Annotated in this window: 20 protein-coding genes; 16 read left to right on the top strand and 4 right to left on the bottom strand. The window is 67.2% G+C overall.

The window, feature by feature from the left end; all coding sequences use genetic code 11:
- Positions 1 to 6: 6 nt before the first annotated feature.
- From E2K76_RS08745 to E2K76_RS08720, 6 genes are read left to right on the top strand one after another with little or no spacing between them, the layout of a single operon-like run.
- Positions 7 to 786: an SDR family NAD(P)-dependent oxidoreductase gene (locus E2K76_RS08745; RefSeq protein ID WP_136683918.1), complete on the top strand. Its 780-nt coding sequence runs from the start codon at positions 7 to 9 to the stop codon at positions 784 to 786.
- A gap of 9 nt (positions 787 to 795) precedes the next feature.
- Positions 796 to 1,893: a glycerol dehydrogenase gene (locus E2K76_RS08740; protein WP_136683917.1), complete on the top strand. Its 1,098-nt coding sequence runs from the start codon at positions 796 to 798 to the stop codon at positions 1,891 to 1,893.
- A gap of 40 nt (positions 1,894 to 1,933) precedes the next feature.
- Entirely contained in the window at positions 1,934 to 3,460 is a 1,527-nt protein-coding gene (locus E2K76_RS08735; RefSeq protein WP_136683916.1) for a sugar ABC transporter ATP-binding protein, read from the top strand.
- The gene (locus tag E2K76_RS08730) at positions 3,457 to 4,446 is read left to right on the top strand and encodes an ABC transporter permease (protein ID WP_136683915.1); all 990 of its coding nucleotides are present in this window, start codon (positions 3,457 to 3,459) and stop codon (positions 4,444 to 4,446) included. The genes E2K76_RS08735 and E2K76_RS08730 overlap by 4 nt, the downstream gene beginning before the upstream one ends.
- Position 4,447: 1 nt before the next feature.
- Entirely contained in the window at positions 4,448 to 5,386 is a 939-nt protein-coding gene (locus tag E2K76_RS08725; RefSeq protein WP_136683914.1) for an ABC transporter permease, read from the top strand.
- A gap of 30 nt (positions 5,387 to 5,416) precedes the next feature.
- Positions 5,417 to 6,508 carry a substrate-binding domain-containing protein gene (locus tag E2K76_RS08720; protein WP_136683913.1) on the top strand — a complete coding sequence of 364 codons (1,092 nt, stop codon included), beginning with the start codon at positions 5,417 to 5,419 and terminating at the stop codon, positions 6,506 to 6,508.
- Positions 6,509 to 6,536: 28 nt separating this feature from the next.
- Here the strand turns inward: E2K76_RS08720 and E2K76_RS08715 are convergent, their stop codons facing one another.
- Genes E2K76_RS08715 through E2K76_RS08705 form a run of 3 tightly spaced genes read right to left on the bottom strand, consistent with a single transcriptional unit; the run spans position 6,537 to position 9,437 of the window.
- Positions 6,537 to 7,277: an ABC transporter ATP-binding protein gene (locus E2K76_RS08715; protein ID WP_136683912.1), complete on the bottom strand. Its 741-nt coding sequence runs from the start codon at positions 7,275 to 7,277 to the stop codon at positions 6,537 to 6,539.
- Complete coding sequence (locus E2K76_RS08710) at positions 7,271 to 8,326, bottom strand: FecCD family ABC transporter permease (RefSeq protein WP_136683911.1); 1,056 nt, start codon at positions 8,324 to 8,326, stop codon at positions 7,271 to 7,273. The genes E2K76_RS08715 and E2K76_RS08710 overlap by 7 nt, the downstream gene beginning before the upstream one ends.
- On the bottom strand, positions 8,319 to 9,437 hold the full coding sequence (locus E2K76_RS08705; protein WP_136683910.1) for an ABC transporter substrate-binding protein: 1,119 nt from the start codon (positions 9,435 to 9,437) through the stop codon (positions 8,319 to 8,321). Before E2K76_RS08705 ends, E2K76_RS08710 begins: the two co-directional genes overlap by 8 nt.
- A 168-nt stretch (positions 9,438 to 9,605) precedes the next feature.
- Between E2K76_RS08705 and E2K76_RS08700 the strand changes: the two genes are divergently transcribed.
- Complete coding sequence (locus tag E2K76_RS08700; protein WP_136683909.1) at positions 9,606 to 11,435, top strand: calcium-binding protein; 1,830 nt, start codon at positions 9,606 to 9,608, stop codon at positions 11,433 to 11,435.
- Here the strand turns inward: E2K76_RS08700 and E2K76_RS08695 are convergent.
- Positions 11,430 to 11,819 carry a barstar family protein gene (locus tag E2K76_RS08695; RefSeq protein WP_136683908.1) on the bottom strand — a complete coding sequence of 130 codons (390 nt, stop codon included), beginning with the start codon at positions 11,817 to 11,819 and terminating at the stop codon, positions 11,430 to 11,432. The genes E2K76_RS08700 and E2K76_RS08695 overlap by 6 nt on opposite strands.
- Before the next feature lie 68 nt (positions 11,820 to 11,887).
- Here E2K76_RS08695 and E2K76_RS08690 point away from each other — a divergent pair, with 68 nt between their 5' ends.
- From E2K76_RS08690 to E2K76_RS08650, 9 genes are all read left to right on the top strand, one after another.
- A complete protein-coding gene (locus tag E2K76_RS08690; RefSeq protein WP_136683907.1) occupies positions 11,888 to 12,391 on the top strand; it encodes an arsenate reductase ArsC in 504 nt (167 codons plus the stop codon).
- 75 nt (positions 12,392 to 12,466) lie between these two features.
- Entirely contained in the window at positions 12,467 to 13,327 is an 861-nt protein-coding gene (locus E2K76_RS08685) for a hypothetical protein (protein ID WP_136683906.1), read from the top strand.
- Positions 13,328 to 13,369: 42 nt separating this feature from the next.
- The gene (locus E2K76_RS08680) at positions 13,370 to 13,879 is read left to right on the top strand and encodes a hypothetical protein (protein ID WP_136683905.1); all 510 of its coding nucleotides are present in this window, start codon (positions 13,370 to 13,372) and stop codon (positions 13,877 to 13,879) included.
- Between the two features lie 163 nt (positions 13,880 to 14,042).
- Entirely contained in the window at positions 14,043 to 15,728 is a 1,686-nt protein-coding gene (locus E2K76_RS08675) for an IucA/IucC family protein (RefSeq protein WP_136683904.1), read from the top strand.
- The gene (locus E2K76_RS08670; RefSeq protein WP_169053243.1) at positions 15,718 to 18,330 is read left to right on the top strand and encodes an IucA/IucC family protein; all 2,613 of its coding nucleotides are present in this window, start codon (positions 15,718 to 15,720) and stop codon (positions 18,328 to 18,330) included. Before E2K76_RS08675 ends, E2K76_RS08670 begins: the two co-directional genes overlap by 11 nt.
- Complete coding sequence (locus E2K76_RS08665) at positions 18,327 to 19,541, top strand: DUF6005 family protein (RefSeq protein ID WP_136683902.1); 1,215 nt, start codon at positions 18,327 to 18,329, stop codon at positions 19,539 to 19,541. Before E2K76_RS08670 ends, E2K76_RS08665 begins: the two co-directional genes overlap by 4 nt.
- Positions 19,538 to 20,329, top strand: a complete 792-nt coding sequence (locus tag E2K76_RS08660; RefSeq protein ID WP_169053242.1) for a sugar phosphate isomerase/epimerase family protein — start codon at positions 19,538 to 19,540, stop codon at positions 20,327 to 20,329. Before E2K76_RS08665 ends, E2K76_RS08660 begins: the two co-directional genes overlap by 4 nt.
- Positions 20,330 to 20,385: 56 nt before the next feature.
- Entirely contained in the window at positions 20,386 to 22,365 is a 1,980-nt protein-coding gene (locus E2K76_RS08655) for a PhoX family protein (RefSeq protein WP_136683900.1), read from the top strand.
- 77 nt (positions 22,366 to 22,442) lie between these two features.
- Complete coding sequence (locus tag E2K76_RS08650) at positions 22,443 to 23,531, top strand: DNA polymerase III subunit delta' (protein WP_136683899.1); 1,089 nt, start codon at positions 22,443 to 22,445, stop codon at positions 23,529 to 23,531.
- Positions 23,532 to 23,534 lie beyond the last annotated feature (3 nt).

Genomic DNA, 23,534 nt, shown 5'->3' with positions numbered 1-23,534 from the left:
AACCACATGAGCAACGATATCTTCGATCTGACGGGCCGCGTCGCCATCGTCACCGGCGCATCGCGCGGGATCGGCGAGGAGCTGGCCTATGGTCTTGCCGACCGTGGCGCGTCGGTCGTCGTGAACTACCAATCCGCCGCCGATCGCGCGGCCAGGGTCGTCGCCGCGATCGAGGCCAAGGGCGGTCGCGCCATCGCCATCAAGGGCGATGTTTCCGACGAACAGGATGCCGACCGCCTGATCACCGAAACCGTCGCCGCCTTCGGGCGCGTGGACATCCTGATCAACAATGCCGGCATCGTGCTGCCCTCGAACGCCGAGGATACGCCGCTGGACGATTGGCGGCGCACGATGGCGGTGAACCTCGACGGCGTGTTCCTCGTCTCGCGTGCGGCGGGGCGGCAGATGATCGTGCAGAAATCGGGCAGCATCATCTCGGTCGGGTCGATGTCGGGCCGGATCGTGAACTGGCCGTTCCGTCACGCCGCCTATAACGTGTCCAAGGCGGGCGTGCATATGCTGACCAAGGCGCTGGCGACGGAATGGGCCGAACACGGCATCCGCGTCAACGCCATCGCCCCCGGATATATCCGCACCGAACTGACGGACGAGGTGCTGCGCGAACATCCCGACGTGGTGGCGAACCACTGGGCCAAGGGCGCGGTGCAGGACCGGATCGGCGGCACGAAAGAGCTGGTGGGCGCGGTCGTCTACCTCGCCTCGGACGCCGCCAGCTTCACGACCGGAGAGGTCATCACCATCGACGGCGGCCTGACGCTGCGCTGAGGGAACATCATGGAACAACGCGGTTACGGCGGCCCGCTTCGATACGTCCAAGGGCCGGGGGTGCTGAAGGATCTGGGTGTCTATGCCAAGGGTCTGGGCGACACGGCGCTGCTGCTGATGGACAGCTTCGTGGCGCAGACCTATGGCGAGGCGCTGCGGGCCTCGCTGGCGGGGGTCGAGGTCACGGAAACCGTCTTCGGCGGCGAATCCACGGATGCCGAGGTCGCGCGGGTTGCCACATTGGCCAAAGGTGCGGCGGTGGTGATCGGGGTCGGCGGCGGCAAGACGCTGGACACCGGCAAGATCGCCGCGCGCGATGCGGGCGCACGGATCATCACCGTGCCGACCATCGCTTCGACCGACAGCCCCACAAGCTCCATCGGCGTGATCTACAGCGCGGACGGGGTCTATGACCGGGTCGAGCGCTGCTATCGCAACCCCGACGTGGTGCTGGTGGACAGCGAGGTGATCCTGCGCGCGCCGGTGCGGTTTCTGGCGGCGGGCATCGGCGATGCGCTGTCCACGTGGTATGAGGCACGCTCGAATTTCGAAAGCCGGTCGAACAACTATATCGCCGACGGCTATGCCGTCACGGTGGCCGGTGCCGCCATCGCCCGCGCCTGCCACGAGACGCTGATGCGCGACGGTCTTGCGGCATATCACGCCGCCAAGGCAGGCTGCCTGACCGACGCCGTCGAAAACATCATCGAGGCGAACACCCTTCTGTCCGGCCTCGGGTTCGAGAATTGCGGCGTGTCGGGCGCACATGGCATCCACGACGCGCTGACCATTCTGGAACCGACGCATCACTTCTTCCACGGCGAAAAGGTCGCCTTCGGCATCATCGGCCTGCTGGTCCTGGAAAACCGCGCCCTGCCGGAGATCGAGGAGGCCGTCCGCTTCTGTCACGCCATAGGTCTTCCGGTGCGGCTGGCCGATCTGGGCCTTGGCGACGTCTCGAATGCCGATCTTTTACGCGTCGGAGAGGAAGCGATGAAGCCCACCAACGTCATCCATTCGGTTCATCGCAGATTGACTGCGAAAACGATTGCCGACGCGATCCGAACCGCGGATATCATTGTGACAGGACTGGTCGGCCAAGGCTGACCCGTCCGCGCGGCAGGGAGGCCGCGCGAAGGGAGGAAAGATGACCATTGCCCAAACGCCGCCCCCTGCCGGGGGGCCGGCCCTGTCGGTGCGCGATATCTCCAAAAGCTTCGGCCCCGTGAAGGCGCTGAAGACGGCCAATCTCGACCTGCGTGCGGGCGAGGTCCACGCGCTGATGGGAGAGAACGGCGCCGGGAAATCGACGCTGGTGAAGATCCTTGCCGGAATGCACGCGCCCAGCGGCGGCGCGATCCTTGTGGACGGGGTGCAGACGGCACTCCCCTCGCCCCGCCGCGCGGCGGAAGCCGGGATCGCCGTCGTCCATCAGGAACTGCTGCTGTTCGGCGAGTTGACCGTGGCCGAAAACGTCTTTGCGGGGCATTACCCGCGCAAGGGCGGCATGGTGGACTGGGCCTTCATGCGCCGCCGCGCGCAAGAGCTTCTGGCCGACCTCGATTGTCACGATCTGGACGTGGACCGCAAGCTGGGCAGCCTTTCGGTCGCCATGCGCCAGCGGGTGGAGATCGCCCGCGCCCTGAACCACAACGCCCGCGTGCTGATCCTGGACGAGCCGACCGCCGCGCTTGGCGAACGCGATGCCGACCGCCTGCTGGAGATCGTGCTGCGGCTGCGCGCGCGGGGTGTCGCCATCCTTTACGTCAGCCACCGCATGAACGAAATCTTCCGCATCTCGGACCGGATGAGCGTGCTCCGCGACGGCACCTATATCGCCACCCGCAATGCGCGCGAGACGACCGAGGCCGAGCTGATCTCGCTGATGGTCGGCCGCCCGGTCGATCAGATGTTCCCCAAGACCGAGGTTCCCATCGGCGGCCCCGTGCTGGAGGTTCGCGGCCTGTCCTGCGGCCCGATGGTGAAGGATGCCAGCTTCACCCTGCACAAGGGCGAGATTCTCGGGATTGCGGGCCTTGTCGGATCGGGGCGCACGGAACTGGCGCATGTGCTGTTCGGCGTCACCCCGGCCGCGTCGGGCACGATCCATCTGAACGGGCGGGAAATCCGCATCGCCAGCCCCCGCGCCGCGCGGGATGCCGGCATCGCCTATGTCCCCGAAGATCGCGGCGCGCAGGGCCTCGTGAAACCGCTGCCGATCCGCGAGAATATCTCGATGGCGGTGCTGGACCGGATCTCTCCCGGCGGGATGATAAACCGCGCGAAAGAGGCGGCGCTGGCAAAGCGCGGATTCGACATGCTGGGCGTGCGCGCCTCGGGGCCGGAACAGATCGCGGGCCAGCTCTCGGGCGGCAACCAGCAAAAGGTGGTCATCGCCAAGTGGTTGCAGACCAACCCTTCGGTGCTGATCCTTGACGAGCCCACACGCGGTATCGACGTTGGGGCCAAGGCCGAAATCCACCGTCTGATCTGCGAACTGGCGGGGCAGGGTCTGGCGATCCTGATGATCTCCAGCGAGTTGCCGGAGGTTCTGGCCATGTCCGACCGCGTCATGGTCATCGCCGAAGGCCGCATCCGCGCCACCCTTTCGCGCGACGAGGCCACCCCCGAGGCCGTCGGCCACGCAATGACCGCCAGAAGGAGCGCATCATGATCGGCAGCACCACCCTGCCCCCGTCCGGCACCGGGGCCGTCCGCCGCTTTCTGCGTGAATACGGGCACGAGATCCTCGTCGCGCTGGCGATCCTTGCGCTGCTGGTCGGCGTCGGGCTCTACAACCCGCGTTTCGTCAGCGCGCGGAACCTGACGACGATCTTCTCCGGCAACGCATACATCGCCGTTGCCGCCATCGGCATGACCATGGTGATCGTCATCCGCGAGATCGACCTGTCCGTCGGCGCGCTGATCGGCGTGCTGGCGACCATCTCGGGCACCTTGGCGGTGTCGGGCGCACCGATCTGGGTTGCGTGGACGGTGCCGATCATCGCGGGCGCGGCGATCAATGCCATCAGCGGCATCCTCGTCGCCTATGCCCGCATCCCGTCCATCGTGGTGACGCTGGGGATGATGGCGATCCTGCAGGGTGGCCTGATCACCGCGACGGGCGGGACGTGGATCAGCAACCTGCCACCGGAATACCTGCTGGCCAAGATGACTGTCCTCGGCCTGCCGATGCCGCTGGTCTGGGCGATCGCGCTGACCATCGCGGCGGGGCTGTGGATGCGCCTGTCGCCCTTCGGACGCTCGCTTTACCTGATCGGCGGCAATGCCGAAGCCGCCCGCGCCGTCGGGATCGAGGTGCCGCGCCGCATCGTCGCCGTGTTCATGATCCACGGCGCCTTTGCGGGCCTTGCAACGCTTCTGTTCGCCACGCAGCTTCAGGTGATCCAGTCCACCACCCCGCCGAACCTGGAACTCATCGTTATCACCTCGGCGGTGATCGGCGGCGTGTCGATCCTTGGCGGCACCGGCACGGTCTTCGGATCGAGCCTTGCGGCGGTGCTGTTCGCGACCATCGGCTCGGCGCTGATCTTCGTGAACGTGTCGGCCTATTGGCTGCGGGCGTTCATCGGCACGCTGATCCTGCTGACGGTGATGGCGGACATGCTGCGCCGCAAGCGCACGATGAAGGGAGCGTAAGATGCTGAAACGTCACGGACATGAAACCGTGCTGGCCGGGCTGGTCGTCATCGCGCTGCTGGTGATGTCGTTCCAGTCGGCGCAGTTCCTGACCACCGGCAACATGCTGAACCAAGGCCGCCTGATGGCCGAGGTGGCGCTGGTCGCGCTGGCGATGACCTTCGTCATCGTCTCGGGCGGGATCGATCTGTCGGTGGGCTCGACCATGGGGCTTTGCGCGATCCTGACGGGGGTGCTCTGGCAGAACATGGGCCTGCCCTTGGGCGTCGTGCTGGCGATCATCCCGATCATCGGCCTGATCTGCGGGCTGTTCAACGGCTTCCTCATCATCCGCGTCGGGATGCCGCCGCTTATCGCGACGCTTGGCACGCTGGCGCTCTATCGCGGTCTGGCCGAGGGGATCAGCCAGGCGCGGTCCGTGCGCGGATACCCCGAATGGTTCGCCGGCATCGGTCAGGGCAGCATCCTTGGCCTGCCGACGCAGATCTGGATATTGGGCGTCGCCTTGGTTCTGGCGGGGGTCATCCTTGGCCTGACCCGCTGGGGCCGCACCGTGCAGGCCATCGGCTACAGCGAGCCTGCCGCCCATTTCGCGGGCCTGCCGGTGAATGCGACCAAATACGCCGTCTATGCGGTGTCGGGGCTTGCCGCATCGCTGGCGGCGATCCTGTTCGTCTCGCGCGTGTCCACCACCCGGTCCGACATGGGCACGGGGTTGGAGCTGGACGTCATCACCGCCGTCGTGCTTGGCGGGACCAGCATCTTCGGCGGGCGCGGCACGATCATCGGAACGGCGCTTGGCCTCGTGCTGGTGCAGGTGCTGAAGAACGGGCTGTCGCTGGCGGGCGTGCGGGGGGACGGCACGCTGGTGCTGATCGGGGTCGTGCTGGTGCTGACGCTGGTTGCCGGTGCGTTCATGGAAAACCGCGTCCGCCGCTAGGGCGGGCGTGGAGAAAAAGAGGGAGGAAACATGAAGTATCTTTTGACAGTCTGCGCCCTTGCGCTCGCGGCGCCCGCCCATGCCCAATGGACGGGAGGCGACGGCGCGCCCACATCGCCCCTGCCCTGCGACGGCAGCACGGTCACGCCCGAACCCGTCGCCTATGACGGCGGCACGGTGGCGAACGAGGGGTCCAAGGCAGGCAAGCCGCTGCGGGTGGTGGATATCCCGAAACTGATCGGCATCGGTTATTTCGACAGCAGCGCCCGCGGCGTCGCCAAGGGGGCCGAGGCGCTGGGCACCGTCACCGTCACCACCGACGGGCCGACGCAGGCCAATATCGACGACCAGATCACGCTGATCGACAACTACATCACCTCGGGGGTGGACGGCATCCTGTTCGCGGCCAACGATCCGGTCGCCATCGCCCCCGTGCTGCGCAAGGCGCTGGCGGCGGGGATCAACGTCGTGGGTTACGACAGTGACGCCGAACCCGACGCCCGCCAATGGTTCGTGAACCCGGCCGAGTTCAACGGCGTCGCCAAATCGCTGATCGACCAGCTTGCCGAAGGCATCGGCCCCGATGGCAGCTTCGCCATCGTGACATCGACCTTCACCACCCCGAACCAGGCGCGCTGGATCTCGGAAATGGAGGCCTATCAGCAGGCCTGCTATCCCGACATGACATGGCTGGAGACGGTCGAGGCGCAGGAGGACAACATCCTGTCCTTCAATCAGGCCACCACCCTCATCAACAAATACGGCGAGGATCTGAACGGCATCGTCGGCATGACCTCGGTCGCAACCCCCGCCGCTGCCGAAGCGGTGACCCAAGCGGGCCTGTGCGGCGAAACCACCGTCATCGGCCTTGCGACCCCGAACGCGATGAAACCCTATGTCGCGTCCGACTGCGTGAAAAGCGCGGTGCTGTGGGACACGGGCGCGATGGGGGCAGCCGCGGTCATGGCCTTGCGCGCGGCGGCGGACGGCACGCTGAAGCCGGGCGATACCAGCTTCGATGCGGGCGATCTGGGCACGTTGCAGATCGCGCATGGATCGCAGATCCTGCTGGGCGCACCGACCGTGTTCACCAGCGCCAACATCAACGACTTCGATTTCTGACCCTTGTGGGCGCGGAGAGATCCGCGCCCTAATCCACGATCAGCTGCAACCGCCCGCGCGAACATTCCTCGACCCGCGCATCGACGTCGAAGACACGGCGCAACATCTCGGGGGTAATGACCTCGGACGTTGGCCCGCTTGCGGCCAGACGCCCGCCTTCGATCACCAGACACGCATCGGCAAAACGCAACGCATGGCCCAGATCGTGGATCGCGACCACGATCAGCAGCCCCTGTTCCCGCGCAAGACGGCGCAGCAAGGTCAGCAGCCCGATCTGCCGCGACAGATCCAGCGCCGAGGTCGGCTCGTCCATCAGCAGGATCTGCGGGTTCTGCACCAGCGCCTGCGCCGCGCCGACCATCTGGCGCTGCCCACCGGACAGATCGCCGACGTTGCGGGCGCGCAGGTGGCCGATCGACAGAAGCCCCATGACCCGTTCGACCTCGGCATGATCCTCGGGGTCCACCTTCAGCCGCCGCCCCTGCATCCGCGCCAGAAGCACCGCCTCGTAAACCGTCAGCACCGGGCGGGCGCCGTTGTCCTGCGGCATATAGGCGACGGGCCGGGGCACCGTCGCGCCTTCGATCCGAACCTCGCCCGGCCCGCGCAACAGGCCGAAGATGCGGCGGAACAGCGTCGATTTCCCCGCCGCGTTCGGCCCCAGAAGCGCGACCACCTGCCCGCCCTCCAGCACGGGGGTCGAGATGCCGGACAGCACCTCGCGCCCGCCATAGCTTGCGCCGACCCCCTCCAGACGAAGCGTCACCATGATTGCGACCGCCGGCTGAGGATCAGATACAGAAAGAACGGAATCCCCACGATCGAGGTGACGATCCCGATGGGAATGACCGTGCCGGGGATGATGATCTTGGACAGGATAGACCCAAGCGACAGGATCAGCGCCCCCGACAGCGCCGCACCGGGCAGCAGGAACCGCTGATCCTCGCCCAGCAGCATCCGCGCGACATGCGGGCCGACCAGCCCGATGAAACCGATGGTGCCGACGAAGGACACCGAAACCGAGGCCAGCAGGCTGACGATCACCAGCACCTCCAGCCGCAGCGTGCGCAGGTTGACGCCCATGCTTTCCGCCTTGGCATCGCCCAGCCGCATCGAGGTCAGCGACCACCCCCGCCGCGCCAGAAGCGGCGCCGCTGCCGCAAGGATCGCAACCGATATCCAGACCTTGGGCCACGTCGCCTTCGTCAGACTGCCCATCGTCCAGAACACCACCGCCGCAACCGCCTGCTGGCTGGCAAAGAACTGGATCAGCGACATGAGCGCGTTGAAGATGAAGACCAGCGCGATGCCCAGAAGCACGATCGTCTCGCTGCTGACCCCCCGCCGCAGGCTGAGGCCATAGATCGCCAGCGAGGTCAGCATCGCCATCAGAAAGGCGTTGATCGGGATGACGTAATCGACGGCAAAGGGAAACAGCGCCACCCCGAAAGCCAGCGCCAGCGCCGCGCCGAACCCCGCCCCGGCCGATATGCCCAGCGTGAAGGGGCTGGCCAGCGGGTTGTTCAGGATCGTCTGCATCTGAAGCCCCGCGATCGAAAGGCTCGCGCCCACGATCACGGCCGTCAGCGCGACGGGCATGCGGATGTCCCAAAGGATCACCCGCAACTGGTCGTCCACCGAACCGGGCGACAGCAGCGCCCCGACCACCTGCCCCAGCCCATAGCGCGCCGGGCCAAGCGCCAGATCGGCGCAGAAACTCAGCACCAGCAGCACCGTCAGCGCGGCAAGGATCGCCTGCCGCCGCAGGACCAGCAGGCGATAGAAGTCCCGCCCCTCTGCCGCGCCGATGTCAGTCATTCAGCGAAACCCAGTATCCGGGACGGTAATCCACGGGCAGGAACCGCTCGTGCAGTTCCCTCAGCGTCGCTTCGGGGTCCAGATCCGCGAACAGGTCGGGATGCAGCCATTTCGCAAGCTGTTGCACGGCCACGAAGTAATAGGGGTTGTCATAGAACTGGTGCCAGATGGCGTGGAACTGGCCGGTCTTCACCGCCTCGATCCCGGTCATCGCGGTGCGGTGCGTCAGTGCCTCCAGCTTGACCCGCGCGGCCTCGAGGTCCGACCCCGGCCCGACGCCGACCCATGCCCCGCCCGGAACATAAGCCTCCCACTGCCCGCCGGTGACGATCACCTGATCGGGATTGGCGGCGATGATCTGTTCGGGGTTCAGCGTGCCGAAGGTGCCGGGGATGATGTCCGCCGCGATGTTGGCACCGCCCGCGATCTCCACATACTGGCCGAAATTGCCTGCGCCGAAGCTCATGCAGCAATCGTCGGAATAGCCGCCCGCGCGATCCACGAAGACGGTGGGACGGTCGATCCCCTCGCCGATCTTGTCAGTGACGCGGGCCATCTGCGCCTCGACGAAGGCGATGTATTCCTCGGCCCGGTCCTCCTGCCCCGTCACCTGCCCCATGATCCGCATGGACTGGATGCTGTGTGCCGTCGGGTCCTCGCGGAAATCGACATAGACGATCGGTATGCCCAGGCCCGCCAGCTTGTCGTCATAGCCGGCATCCTCGGTCGCGGCCTTGGCTTCAAGGTTCATCAGGATCAGGTCGGGCCGCAGCGCCGCCGCCTGTTCGACATCGAACGTGCCGTCCTTGAATCCGCCGAAGGTCGGCAGGTCGCGCAGCTCGGGGAACTTCTCGGCATAGGCGGCATAGGTTTCGGGATCGGCCTGAAGCAGATCCTCGCGCCAGCCGACGACATGGCCGAAGGGCGCCTCGCGCTCCAGCACGCCCAGCAGATAGATCTGCCGCCCTTCGCCAAGGATGATGCGCTGTGCGGGGCCGTCCAGCGTGACCTCGCGCCCAGCGATGTCGGTCAGCGTGACAGGGTCGGCCGAGGCGGCGGGAAGCCACGCGGCAAGGATCATTCCGGCAAGGGCAGTGGAACGGGCGAACATCGTCTATCCATGGTTGGAGGGTTCGACCGCGGCGAGTAGCGATCCCGACAAGTTCTGTCAAGTTTGTCGCACCCATGGGCGGTTTTTCCCCCTTGCGACAAAACCGACTTTGGCGGGTGATACGGATGCGGGCATAGTTGGCCCGCCCCGGATCGCACAGGAGTGGACATGCCAACCTATTTCCTTTCGGCCAACCGAGACAGCGTTCAGGAGGAGCCATTCATCCTGCAGATGCGGGATGGATCGCTGCTGGGCCTATGGACGGATCTGGAACCCGATCCGGGCGTGGGCGGAACCTTCGGCGTCTATGGCCGCACGCTTGCAGGGGATCTGACGGGGGCCGCGACCACCGACACCCGCATCCCCGATCTGACCGAGGATATCCAGAGCGACCCGGTCGCGACCACCTTCGCCGACGGGTCGTTTGCAGTGGCATGGCGCAGCAAGGGGCCGTCGGCCATCGATGGCACCGACGATGCGTGGTATGACGGCTATATCAAATTCTATAACGCCGACGGCACCGTGCGCGCTCCGGCCAAGCAGATCACGCCCAACATCAAGGACGACCATTACCCCGACGACATGGTGACGCTGGCCAACGGGCAATCCATCACGCTGGTCGCGCGATATGAAAGCGCAGGGGATTACGATCTTCTGGCTTACCGCCACGACAATACCGGGCAGCAGCTTGGCGATGCCGTGAGGCTGGTCGACGATGCCGAGGTCTATGTCAACTCCATCACCGGTGCGGGATATATCTCGCCCTCGCTGGCCGCCTCGCCCGACGGGAATTACGCCATAAGCTGGCATCAGCAGACCGAGGACGGCAACCTGCGCGGCTATGCCGTCTGGACGGCGGTGTTCCGCGCGGACGGAACGCCGGTCGGTCCCGCGCGCGTCACCGCCCCGCTGTTGCCCCACCCCGACACCACCACCGGCGCCGACCAGAGCAACAGCGAGATCGCGGGTCGCAATGTCGGCGGCTATGCCCTTGCATGGATGGGCGAGGGCGGCGAGGTCGGCGCCGAGACCGATGTGCATTTCCGCCTGCTGCGGGCCGATGGCAGCGGCCAGACCCGCGCGATCAACGTCAGCGGCAGCCTCGGGCCGGGCGATCAGGTGCTTCAGGACGTGGTGGACCTTGGCGAAGGGCGCAGCCTTGTCACCTGGTTCCATCAGGTCCCCGATGCCATCGACGACATCTATGACGGCGGCATCCTTTACGGTCGGGTGATCGGCCCGCGCGGATCGGCGATCACCGACGCCTTCCGCATTTCGGATTCCGATTATTACGAATACATGGGCGGCGGCAACACGATCATCAACGCCCATGGCCAGATCGTGTCCACCTTCCAGTCCGAACTCAGCTATCAATATGACGACGACGTGCTGGTCGCCGTGCGGAACCTGAGCCTGCCCCGCGTGGACGGCACGGGCGGCAAGGACCGCCTGATCGGCACATCCGTCAACGACCAGCTTTACGGCGGCGGCGGGCATGACGTGCTGATCGGCGGGCGCGGCAACGATCGGCTGTTCGGCGGCTCGGGCAATGACGCGTTGCACGGGGGCGCCAGCCGCGACCGGCTGGAGGGCGGCGACGGCAAGGACGTGCTGCATGGCGGACCGGGGCGCGATCTGCTGTTCGGCGGCGCGGGGGCCGACAAGCTGTATGGCGGCAGCGGGGACGACACGCTGAACGGCGGGTCGGGGCCGGACCTTCTGGTGGGCGGCGACGGCGCGGACACCTTTGTCTTCGCCAGCGCGTCCGACAGCCCTATCGGCAGCCGCGACCGCATCGTGGATTTCCGGCCGGACACCGACAAGCTGGACCTGCGCGGCCTTGGCGATCTGCGCTTCAGCGACGATGGCGCGGCGCGGAACGCCGTCTGGTTGACGGGCAGCACGGTTTTCGCCGATGTGAACGGCAATGGGCGCGCCGATTTCGCCGTGGCGCTGGATGGGGTCCGGTCGCTGGATGCGGACGACTTCCTGCTATGACGCGGGAAGGATCGTGAAGCGGGGATGGGCGGCGAATATCTCCATCACGATGTCGAAATAGGTCTGGCCCTCGCCCCGCTCCAACGCGTCGATCCGGGTGCGGGCGGCCTTGGCATCGAACCCGCCGGACAGCTTCGCCTCCAGCCAGCCGCGCGTCGCAGCGATGCCCAGCGCGCGGCGGCTGGCCTCCATGTGCCGCCAATGCAGCACGACCGGCCCGTCGCCCTGCGCCGTGCCGTATCCGCCATGCAGCATGTCCTCCAGCGCATCAAGGCTGTCGCCCAGCCGCCAATCCTCGCCCGCCATGAAGACGCGGTTCACCTCGCGCCAAAAACCGGCGATGTCGTCGAAGGACGCGCCTTCCAGCACGAGTTCCATTGCCATCTTCCCGTTACTTTGTTCCGCACTATATCATGTCTTACAGGCGCTTGCGCCGTTCGATGGGGGTTCTCATGTCCGACAAGGTCTATAACGTCCTGTTCCTGTGCAACCACAATGCCGCCCGGTCCATCATCGCCGAAAGCGTGCTGACCAAAGAGGGCAAGGGCCGTTTCCGCGCCTTTTCCGCCGGAAGCCACCCCGCCGGACAGGTCCATCCGATGACCTTGGACATGCTGCGCGCCTATCACTATCCGACCGAGGGGCTGCGGTCCAAAAGCTGGGACGAATTTGCGGGGCCGGACGCACCTGTGATGGATTTCATCTTCACCGTCTGCGACGACGCGGCGGGCGAGGTGTGCCCCGTCTGGCCGGGCCAGCCCGTCTCGGCCCATTGGGGCATCGCCGATCCCATTCTGGCCGAGGGCACCGAGCTGGAGCGCGAGATGGTCTTCATCGAGGCCCTGCGCTATGCCAAGGCTCATATCGATCTGTTCCGCGAATTGCCCGTCGCCTCGCTGGACGCGGCCAGCCTGCATGCCCGGCTGGAGGAGATTGGCCAGATCGGCGGCGCTTGATGCGGGAATGGCGATTGTAGACCACCCGCACAGCGTGCAAACAATCGGGACATCAGCGAAAGACGGGGAAAGCCGATGGAACCCTCCTTCACGTTCTTCTATATCGTGGAGCCGCCGGAATACGAGATGATGGCCTGCTCCTTGCTGGCCTCGATCCGGGCGCATTTCCCGCCTTCGGTCCGCGCCATCGGCTATTGCCCCGAACACCGGATGCACGAACTCCACCCCGCCGTCCTGCGCGCGCACGAGATCATGGATGCCGAAATCCGCCCGATGAAGACCGAGGGGATGTGGGACACTCCCTATCCGCACGGCAACAAGATCATCGCCTGTCTAGAGCCGCGCGACACCACGTTTTCCGCCTTCGTGGACAGCGACGTTCTGTTCCTGCGCGAAAACAGCATCGACAACCTTGCGCGGCCCGGGCAGGTCGCCTGTTCGGTCGCCGCCTCGATGCGCTGGGCGGACCAGTCGATCTGGAACGAGATCTATGGCGCCTTCGGGATGGAGGTGCCACCCGAACGCATCGCCCTGATGCGCCAGCGCCGTCCGGTCTTCGTGCCCTATTACAGTTCCGGCTTCGTGATCTTTCCCGAGGGCGACAACGGCCATGGCCGCTTCGCCGACGTCTGGTATGACACCGCCCGCACCATCGACCGGATCGAGACGCTGGAAAAACGCCGCCCCTATCTGGATCAGATGTCGCTGCCGCTGGCCGTCCGCCGCGCCGGATACACCGTCAGCCCCTTGCCCGAGGAACACCATTACATCCTTGGCGGGATGCTGCGCAAACAGCCCCTGCCCGACGATATGGACATTTTCTGCATCCATTATCGCGACCGCCGCATCCTTGACGAAGTCGGGCTTCGCAAGACCGCGCAGGAAATGCTGAAAAGCCAGACGGGCCAGCGCTACGTTCGCAGGCTGGCCTCCTGAACCCTTGCGGGGAACATGGATGTTCGCATATTGTTCACATCCATGGCCCGCGATGAGACCCCCTTTTCCCTTCGCCCCGCCCGCGCCCACGAGGCGCAGGGCCAAGGCCGCCTTGCCTTCGCGCTGTGGCAGGCATGGCGCTATCCCGCCGTGATCTGGGTTCTGGCCGAACAGGACCCGCAACTGCCGCTGGCCGCTTCGGCCACCTTCGTGCGCGCCAAGGGGCTGGACATCCTATGGGCGGCCGAGGAGGCGCTGCGCCGTCTGCCCGGCGCGCTGGTGATCGCAACGCCGGAAAAGCCGCTGACCCTGACCGCGGGCCGCCGCCTGCAACTGGCCGCCGAATCCGGGACCACCACCGGGCTGCTGCTGATCGAAGACGGCGCGGGCAGTCCGGCCGTAGAAACGCGCTGGCATTGCGATCCACTTGCGGGGGAATCGACGCTGCACCGCTGGTCCCGCATCAAGAACAAGAAGGGCCCGACCGGAAGCTGGACCTTGGACTGGGACGGCTCGTCAGCGGCATTCGACATGGTTTCGGCGCCCGCCTGATTCCCGTCATGCAAGTGCATGAACGCTCCTTTCACCCGCCAAAGCCAAGCTTCTGTGCGCGGGTGAAGGGGGATTTCATGCAACCTCGCGGATAGTCGCCAAATCCCCGCGCTCTTGGTTGACAGGGCATCGGGGCGCCTCTTACCCATTGGCGCGCCAGCATTTGCCAGCCCCGTTCCAACCCGCGGCGGGCATCGCCTTCCGCCAGAACATGGCAGAGCTTTCGATGCTGCGCGCCCCATCCCGTTCCGTTGCCCGGTCCGCCGCCGACCGTGCTGCACTGTCCGCCCTGCTGATCTGCCGGGCGCGCGAGATCGACCGGATTCCCGGCGATGCCGGCCTTTGGCGCATCCCGGTGCAGGACGGCTGGCTGGAGATGCGCCCCGAGCGCCCGTCCCTGACCGGGCTTGCACCCATCGGATCTCTGGCACATGCGACCGATTCAAGCAGCCGCCCCCTGACCGATGCCGAGGCGCTGGAGCTGTTGATCGCGCATCTGCGCCGGAACTGGCCCGCGACCGGCCCCGCGCTGGCGGACCGCGCCCTTCACAGCCATGCACGGATCGAGGCGATCGCCGCCGCTCGTCTGGCCGAGCCGCCCGACACCCCCGATTTCCTTGCCGCCGAACAGGCCGTGATCTTCGGCCACTGGATGCATCCCTCGCCCAAGGCACTGGGGGGCATGACGGATGCCGAGGAACGCAGCATGACCCCCGACTGGCGCGGCAAGATGCGCTTGCACGGCCTGTCCGTCGCCTCCGGGCTGGTCGAGGCGGGCGGGCCGGAGGTCACGCTGCCCGGGTTCGACGGCGATCCCGGCATGGGGCGGCGGCTGGTCCCGGCCCATCCGCTGACGCTGGACCGTCTGCGCCAGCGCCCGGAAGTCGCGGCGCTGTTCGCGGCGGGGGCGATCCGCGATCTGGGGCCGATGGGGCCGGAATGGTACGCGACATCCTCGGTCCGCACGCTCTGGTCGCCCGATTGCGACTGGATGGTCAAGGCGTCGATCCCGGTGCGCGTGACCAATTCCGAACGGGTGAACAAGCGGCACGAATTGCTGGCGGGCGAGGCGATGGCGCGGCACCTGAACGCGCTGCCATCCTTCGGGCCGATCCGTTTCGTCACCGATCCGGCATGGCTGACGCTGCGTCTGCCCCGGCAAGAGGAAAGCGGATTCGAGCTGATCTTCCGCGAAAACCCGTGGCGCGGCGGGCGCGTGATGCAGGTGGCGGGTCTAGTGCAGCCGGGTCTTCCGGGCCGCGCCAGCCTTCTGGCACAGGTGATGGCGGGGCACGATCCGGCCCGCTGGTTCGCCGCCTATCTGGACGTGGCGCTGGACCCGATGCTGGCGATGTATGACGCCACCGGCATCGCGTTCGAGGCGCATCAGCAAAACGTCCTGCTTGATTTGACCCATGGCCTGCCAACGCGCGCCGATCTGCGCGACAATCAGGGCTTTTACATCGACGCCGCCCGCGCCACGCCGGAAATGCGCGCGATCCCGCATCTGGTCTATCCGCGCGCCGAGGCAGAGGCGGCACTGGGCTATACCCTGCTGGTCAACCAGATCTTCGGCGTGATCCACCGCATGGATGCCGACGCCCTGCTGCCCGAACCCGAGGCGCTGTCGATGCTGGCCGCCCGGCTGGGCAGGTTGACCGCGCTGCCGGGGCATGGCGGGCGGCTGGCGGCGGAATGGCTGCGGGCGGCGCACCTTCCGGCCAAGGGCAACATGCTGACCCAGTTGACCGGCGTGGACGAGTTGCACATCCCCGGCGAACGCGCCCCTTACATCCAGGTGCCGAACCCGATCCCGTCCTATGCCGCTGGGCTGCGCCATGTCGCCTGAAACCCGCGTTCTGCGCCAACTGGTCGAGGCGCTGGCCTTCGAGCGCCTGCTGGCCCCCGCCCCCGGCGGCTGGCGAGTGGGCGGCCTGCACATACGCGCCCCGCACCGGATCGGCGGTTTCGGGCGCGTGCGGCTGCTGGGCGATCCGGATGTGACGCTGCCGGACCTTCTGGCCGCGCTTGCGGCCGAGGGGCATGACACCGCCGCCCTGTCGAACAGCCTTGCCCGCACCGCGCATTTCCTGCGGATGGCGGGTCCGGTGCGTCCGAACCGGCTGTCGCTGCGCGGGCCGGACCTCGAATCCGCGCTGATCGAGGGGCATCCCTATCACCCCTGCTTCAAATCCCGCATCGGGTTCTCGGATGCCGACAATGCTGCCTTTGGTCCCGAAGGCGGCGCGGCCTTCCCGCTGGTCTGGCTGAAGGCCGATCCCGCCCTGATCCGCAGCACCGGGACCGCGTTCGGCCTGCCCGTTCATCCGTGGCAATGGCGGCACCTGTCGCTGGACCCGGTCGTGGCGGGGTGGATTGCCTCGGGGCGCATCACCGCGACGATGGCGGGCGACTATCGCGCGACGCAATCCTTGCGCACCGTGGCCCCGGCGCAGGGCGACCATGTGAAACTGTCGCTGGGCGTCGGCGTCACCAGTTCGGTGCGCGACATCGCGGATTGGTCGGTTCTGGTCGCGCCCGCCATTTCGGACTGGCTGGCGGGGGTGGTGGCATCGGACCCCGGCATCGCCATGACGGTGCTGCGCGAACATGGCGCGGTCATCGCCCCTGCGCTCGGGGGCCGCCTTGCCGCGATCCTGCGCGAAGCCCCGCCCGAGGGCGCGATCCCCCTGAACGCCCTGTCGATGACGGAACCCGATGGCACGCCCCTGATCGCCCCGTGGCTGGCGCGGCACGGCGCCGAACGCTGGCTGGCGCAATATCTGCGCGTGGTCGTGGCTCCGGTCTGGCGGCTGCTGACCCGCCACGGCATCGGGATCGAGGCGCATGGCCAGAACCTGCTGATCCAGCACGAGGACGGCTGGCCCACCCGCCTGATCGCGCGGGATTTCCACGAAAGCCTCGAATACGTCCCCTCGGCCCTGTCGCGCCCCGCGCCGGACCTTGCCGCCATCGACCCGCGTTACGCCGCCGCGCCAGATGGCGAATACCACCGCATGGCGCAGGTGTCCGACATCCGCGAACTGGTGCTGGACTGCCTGTTCATCCACGTCCTGTCGGAACTGGCGGACCTGCTGCATCGGCGCGGCATCCTGCCGGAAAGCCGCTTCTGGCAAGCCGTCCGCGCCGCCATGACCGATCCCCCGACCGAAGCCGTGGTGCCCGCCGAAAGGCTGGCCGCGCGCGTTCTGCGCGCCCCCGGCATCCCTTGCCATCCGGCACCCAACCCCATCGCAAAGGCAGAACCCGTGCCCCAATTCAAGATCGACGACCGCCTGATCGACCCCTCCACTCTGACCCTTCCCGACCTGCTGGCGGGGCGCGATCCGGCCCGCACGCGGGTCGCGCTGCACATGACCGACAAGGCCGAATATCTGGCGCAGGTTCTTCGGCTGCGGGCGGCGGGCGCGTCCTGCTATCCCATCCATCCCGAAACCCCGCGCGAACAGGCGCTGGATCTTGCCCGCCGCGCCGAATGCACGCTTTTCAACGCCGAACCCATCGGCCCCGATGCGGACGGCCCGGGCGTGCTGATCCAGATGAGTTCCGGCACCACCGGCGCGCCCAAGGTCATCGCCCGCACATGGGCCGAGATCGAGACCGAGGTGGAGGCGTATATCCGCCACTTCCCCAACGACTTCACGCCCGTCATCGCCGCGCCCGTCACGCATTCCTATGGGCTGATCGCCGGGGTGATGGTCGGGCTTGGCCGGGGCCGCGTGCCTGTCGTGCTGGACAGCGCCAACCCCAAGACCATCCTGCGCCAGCTTGCCGGGATCGAGAACCCGCTGCTCTATGCCGCGCCGACGCTGTTGCATGTGCTGGCGCGGCTGGCGGGTCCGGGCGGGCTGCCGGCGGCGGTGATGACCTCTGGCACCGTGCTGCCGCAGCCGTGGTTCGACACGATCCGGAACGCGGCGCGCGGGGTGTTCCAGCAATATGGCTGTTCCGAAAAAGGCTGCGTCGCGCTGACCGATACGCCAAACGCCCCCGAGGATATGGGCGCCCCCCTGCCGCATGTGCGGCTTCTTGCCGGAACCGACGCCCCCGGCCCCGTCACCATCGACGGCGTCCCGACGGGCGATCTGGGCACGATCGACGCGCGCGGCCATCTGATCTTCGCCGGGCGCGCGGCCGAGGTGATCGACGTCGCCGGCATCAACGTCTACCCGGCGGAAATCGAGCGGGTCGCCATGACCGCCCCCGGCATCACCGACGCGGTCGCCTTCGCCCTGCCCGATCCGGTGTCGAACCAACGCCCCGCGCTGGCCTTCACCGGCACTGCAACCCCCGAGGATCTGGACGCCTTCCTTGCCGCGAACCTTTCGCCGCGCCAGCGCCCGGTGCGGCTGATCGCGATGCCAGCCCTGCCGCGCGGGCCGGGGGGCAAGGTCTCGCGCCGCCTGCTGACCGAAGGGGCCACCGCATGAACAGCCCGCGCCCCCTGCCCAGCCCGGAACACGCGACGGACACGATCCGCGCGATCCTTGCCGGGCCGATGGCCTGCCCGCGGATGGAGGCGTTCGGCCCCGATGCGCGGCTCGGCATCGACCTCGGCCTCGATTCCGTGTCGCTGATGACGCTGATGCTGAATCTTGAGGATGCGGGCCTGCCGATGCCGGAATCCGCCTTCGATCAGGCGCCGAACATGACCGTGGCGGCAATGGCGAACCTGCTGGCCGGGATCGCCCCGGTTGCGGAAGAACCCATCGACATCAAGGTCCATTGCGTCGTGTCGTCCTTCTGCCAAGCGGTGAAGGACAAGGGCATCGACCACCGCGCGCTGTATATCGGCTTGTGGGACGGTCAGGTGGTCGTCGATGACCGCCATCGCCTGTCCTATCACTCGGCGGGGATCGACCACGGCTTCTATGTCCAATGGGCGGATCGGCTGTTCGGGCTGAAGGTCGCGCGCTGGTATGACGATGCGGCAGACAAGCAGACGAACCTTGCCACGCTGGACCGCCTGATCGCGGATTGGCAGCCGGGGCGCTACATCATGCCGATGGTCGATCTGTTCCTGCTGCCGCAGCGCGAAAACAAGTTCGCGCAGGACCCCTTCCCCCATTATGCGCTGGTCCAGCCGACGGACGATCCCGCCCAATGGCTGATGCGCGACCCCGACTTCCGCTGGGAAGGCACCCTGCCCGCCGCCGACATCCGCAGTGCCTTCCTGCGCGACAGCGTGGCGGGCGGGTTCGTGTTCGACGGCGCGGCCCTTCACGCCCCGACGCGCGAGGCGATCACCGCGATCTATCACGCGACCCTTGGCGACGATCTGCCCTTGATCGAGGCTGTCGAGACGATCCTGACCGCGCATGAAACGGCGCCGGAACATCTGGAAACCGCGCTGCGCGAACTTCCGGTCATCGCGATCCGCAAATACGCCTATGAACACGCGCTGGCGATCTTCGGCGATATCGAAGGCGAGGATTGGGACGCGTTCGAGGAATGCTGCGACCGGATCGCCGCCCTGCATGGCGGCTTCGGCACCGTCCAGCGCCACGCCGCTGCCTTTTCGCGCAAGGGCGATGCGGCGGAACTGGCCGCCGCCCGCACCGAACTCGACCGCCTGCGCGGGCTGGAGCGCGGCATCAAGCAGACGCTGAAACAGTGGTTCGACCGATGGAGCACCCAATGAGGATCAACGCCTGTTCCGTAGCTTTCCGCCACATGGACGTCACCGCCGCCGGACTGGCGGAATACACCCTGACCCACGGGTTCGACGGGCTGGAGATCTGGCTGCCCCATGCCCGCCAGATGTCCGCCGCCTGGGCCGCCCTGCCACGCCGCCCGCGCGTGCCGATGCTGGCGGCCTATCTGCCGCTGGGCGAGGGGTTCGACAAGGCCGAGGCGCGCGAAGTCTGCGCCCTGACCCGCGCATGGGGGGCGAGGCGGCTGCGCCTGTTCGCGGGCAATGTCGGACCCGAGCAGCCCGAACACCGCCCCGCAATCCTGCGCGATCTGCGCATGGCAGCGGATATCGCACAGGATCACGGCCTGAACATCGCGGTGGAAATCCATCCCCATACGATGGCCGACAGCCCCGCCACCGCGTTGCGCCTGCTTGAAGATGCGGACCATCCGACGCTCGGCCTGAATTTCGACGTGCTGCATGTCTGGGAATCCGGTGCCGATCCGATCGCCGCAGAGGCGGCCCTGCGCCCGCATATCCTGCATTACCACCTGAAGACCGTGACCGCGCGGGACCGTCTGGGCGTGTTCGACGCGGGCAACATCCACAACCCCGAAGGCGCGCGCGACGGCATCTGCCCGCTGTTCGAAGGGGCGCTGGATTACGCCGCGATCCTTGATGCGATACCGGGGGGGGATGCCTCGCTCGAATGGTTCGGGGCCGATCCGGGCGCGGCGATGCGGATCGACCTGTCGCGCATCCATCGGTTGCGGGCGCGCCCCGCTGTCGCCTGATCGTCACATAAACGGGATACCCGGTCGCCACCAAGCATTCCTGCCAGGGGACGACCATGAACGAACGCAGCCAAAGCCAGATCTTCCGCACTTCCAAGCTGGAGCAAGCCGATGGCCCGGGCCTGAACCCGACCGCAAACCGCACCATGGGCGACATCATCGCCGCCCGCTTTTCCCGCCGCGGGTTCCTGAAGGGGTCGATGGCGACGGCTGCGATCGCGGCGACCGTTTCGCCCATCGCGCTGCTGGCCGCCGACGAGGCGCGCGCCGCCATGGGTTCGGTCTTCAACTTCCCCGAGGTCGAGGCCGGCGTCGATGCCGACCACCATGTCGCGGAAGGCTATGACGCCGACGTGCTGCTGCGTTGGGGCGACAAGGTCTTCGCCGATGCGCCCGACTTCGATCCGACCGCCCAGACCGAGGCCGCGCAGGAACGCCAGTTCGGCTATAACAACGACTTCGTCGGCTTCATCCCGCTGGAGGGCAGCGCGGATCGCGGGCTGCTGGTCGTGAACCATGAATACACCAACGAACACCTGATGTTCCCCGGCATCGTGACCATCGCCGAGGGCGAGATTGCCGTCGCCGACGCCACCGAAGACCGCGTGAACATCGAAATGGCGGCCCATGGCGGCACCGTGATCGAGATCCGCCGCGTGGATGGAAAATGGCAGCCCGTGCTGGACGCACCGCTGAACCGCCGCATCACCGTGAAGACCGAAATGGCGCTGTCCGGCCCCGTCGCCGGGCATGACCGCGTCAAGACCAACGCCGACCCCGAGGGGCGCAAGGTCTTCGGCACGTTCAACAACTGCGCCGGCGGCGTGACCCCGTGGGGCACCTACATCATGGCCGAGGAGAACATCCACGGCTATTTCATGGGCGCGCTTCCCGAAGGTCACCGCGAGGCCGCCAACTACGAACGTCTTGGCCTGCCCAGCGGCGAATACCAGTGGGGCCGCTTCCACGACCGCTTCGATCTGGGCAAGGAGCCGAACGAGGCGAACCGCTTCGGCTGGATCGTCGAGGTGGACGTGAACGACCCGACCTCGATCCCGAAGAAGCGCACCGCGATGGGCCGCTTCAAGCACGAGGGCGCGGAAAGCGTCGTCGCAGCCGATGGCCGCATCGTCTTCTATCTGGGCGATGACGAACGCTTCGACTACGTCTACAAGTTCGTGACGGCGGGCAAGTTCAACGAGGGCGACCGCGCCGCGAACATGGACCTCTTGGACGAAGGCACGCTCTATGTCGCCCGCTTCGACGAGGACGGCTCGATGGTCTGGCTGCCGCTGGTGCATGGGACCGGCCCGCTGACCGAGGCGAACGGCTTTGCAAGCCAGGCGGACGTGATGATCGAAACGCGCCGCGCCGCCGACCTGCTGGAAGCGACGCCGATGGACCGTCCCGAGGACATCCAGCCGAACCCGGCGACGGGCCGCGCCTATGTCATGCTGACCAACAACACCCGCCGCGAGGAGGCGAACGCCGCCAACCCGCGCGTCAAGAACGCCTTCGGCCATATCGTGGAAATCCTTGAAGCGGACGGCGATTTCACGGCGACCACCGGCCAGTGGGAAATCCTGCTGCAATGCGGTGATCCTTCGGTGGCCGAGGTCGGCGCGACCTTCTCGACTGAGACGACGAAGAACGGCTGGTTCGGGATGCCCGACAACGCCGCGATCGACGCCGATGGCCGGCTGTGGGTTTCGACCGACGGCAACAGCATGGAGGCCACGGGCCGCACGGATGGCCTCTGGGCCGTGGACACCGAGGGCGACGCGCGCGGCACCTCGCGCCTGTTCTACCGCGTGCCGGTCGGCGGCGAGATGTGCGGCCCCTGCCCGACCGAGGACATGACCACCATGTTCGTCGCGGTCCAGCATCCGGGCGATGGCGGCGACGATTGGGAAGGCCATGGCCGCCCGTCCTATTACGAGGACCTGTCGACCCGTTGGCCGGACTTCGACGATGCGATGCCGGTGCGCCCCGCCGTCGTCGCGATCACCAAACAGGGCGGCGGCCGTATCGGCTGACGCTGCCCCGGCCATCGGGGGTTTCCTTCCGCCGCGCTTTGCCCGACAACGGCGACCAGCAGCAAAGGAACGCCCCGATGGCCGATCCCGCCCCCCTTCCCGAACCCGACCGCGTCGAAGGTGCCCCCCACCCGCGCGAGACGATGGCCCTGTTCGGGCACGAGGGGGCCGAGGCGAGTTTCCTCGACGCCGCCCGGTCCGGGCGGCTTCACCACGGCTGGCTGATCACCGGCCCGCGCGGCGTCGGCAAAGCGACGCTGGCATGGCGGATGGCGCGATACCTGTTGGCGGGCACGCCGACCATGGACGTTTCCGAGGGTCACCCCGTTTCCCACCGCATCGCCGCCCTGTCCGAACCGCGCCTGTTCCTGCTGCGGCGCGGGGCTAATGCCACAGGCAGCGCGCTGTCCGCCGACATCCGCGTGGACGAGGTTCGGAAGCTGAAATCCTACCTCTCGCTGTCCGCTGCCGACGGGGGCCGCCGCGTCGTGATCGTCGATTCGGCGGACGAGATGGCCACCGCCGCCGCCAACGCGATCCTGAAGCTGCTGGAGGAGCCGCCCGCCAATGTCATCCTGATCCTGATCAGCCATCAGCCGTCCAAGCTGCTGCCCACGATCCGGTCGCGCTGCCGCGAATTGCGGCTGGGCACGCTGGAGGCGGGGCCGATGCGCGATGCGCTGACACAGGCGGGCGCGATGGTGGACGATCCCGTGCCGCTGGCGGAACTGGGCGGCGGGTCGGTGGGCGAAGCGGTGCGTCTGCTGAACCTTGACGGGCTGGCGCTGTATCGCGACCTGATCGCGACGCTATCCACCATTCCCCGCCTTGACCGCAGCCGCGCGCTGGCCCTGGCCGAACAGGGCGCAGGCCGGGGGGCGGAGCCACGCTTCGATCTGATCGTCGGGCTGATCGACCGCTTCCTTGCCCGCCTTGCCCGCGCCGGCACCCTGTCCCTGATCCCGCCCGAGGCCGCGAAGGGCGAGGCAGACCTGATCGCCCGCCTGTCGCCCGATCGCCATGCCGCGCTGAAATGGGCGGAACTTGCGCAAAATCTTGGGCTTCGCGCCCGGCAAGGCAAGGCGGTCAACCTTGACCCTGCCGCGCTTCTGTTGGATATGATCCTCAGGATCGACGAGACGGCGGCACAGCTCGCCCCGAGGTGAGCC

Source organism: Falsirhodobacter xinxiangensis, from assembly GCF_004959935.1.
GTDB classification, from domain to species: domain Bacteria; phylum Pseudomonadota; class Alphaproteobacteria; order Rhodobacterales; family Rhodobacteraceae; genus Falsirhodobacter; species Falsirhodobacter xinxiangensis.
This window is presented reverse-complemented; position numbering and strand designations above follow the sequence as displayed.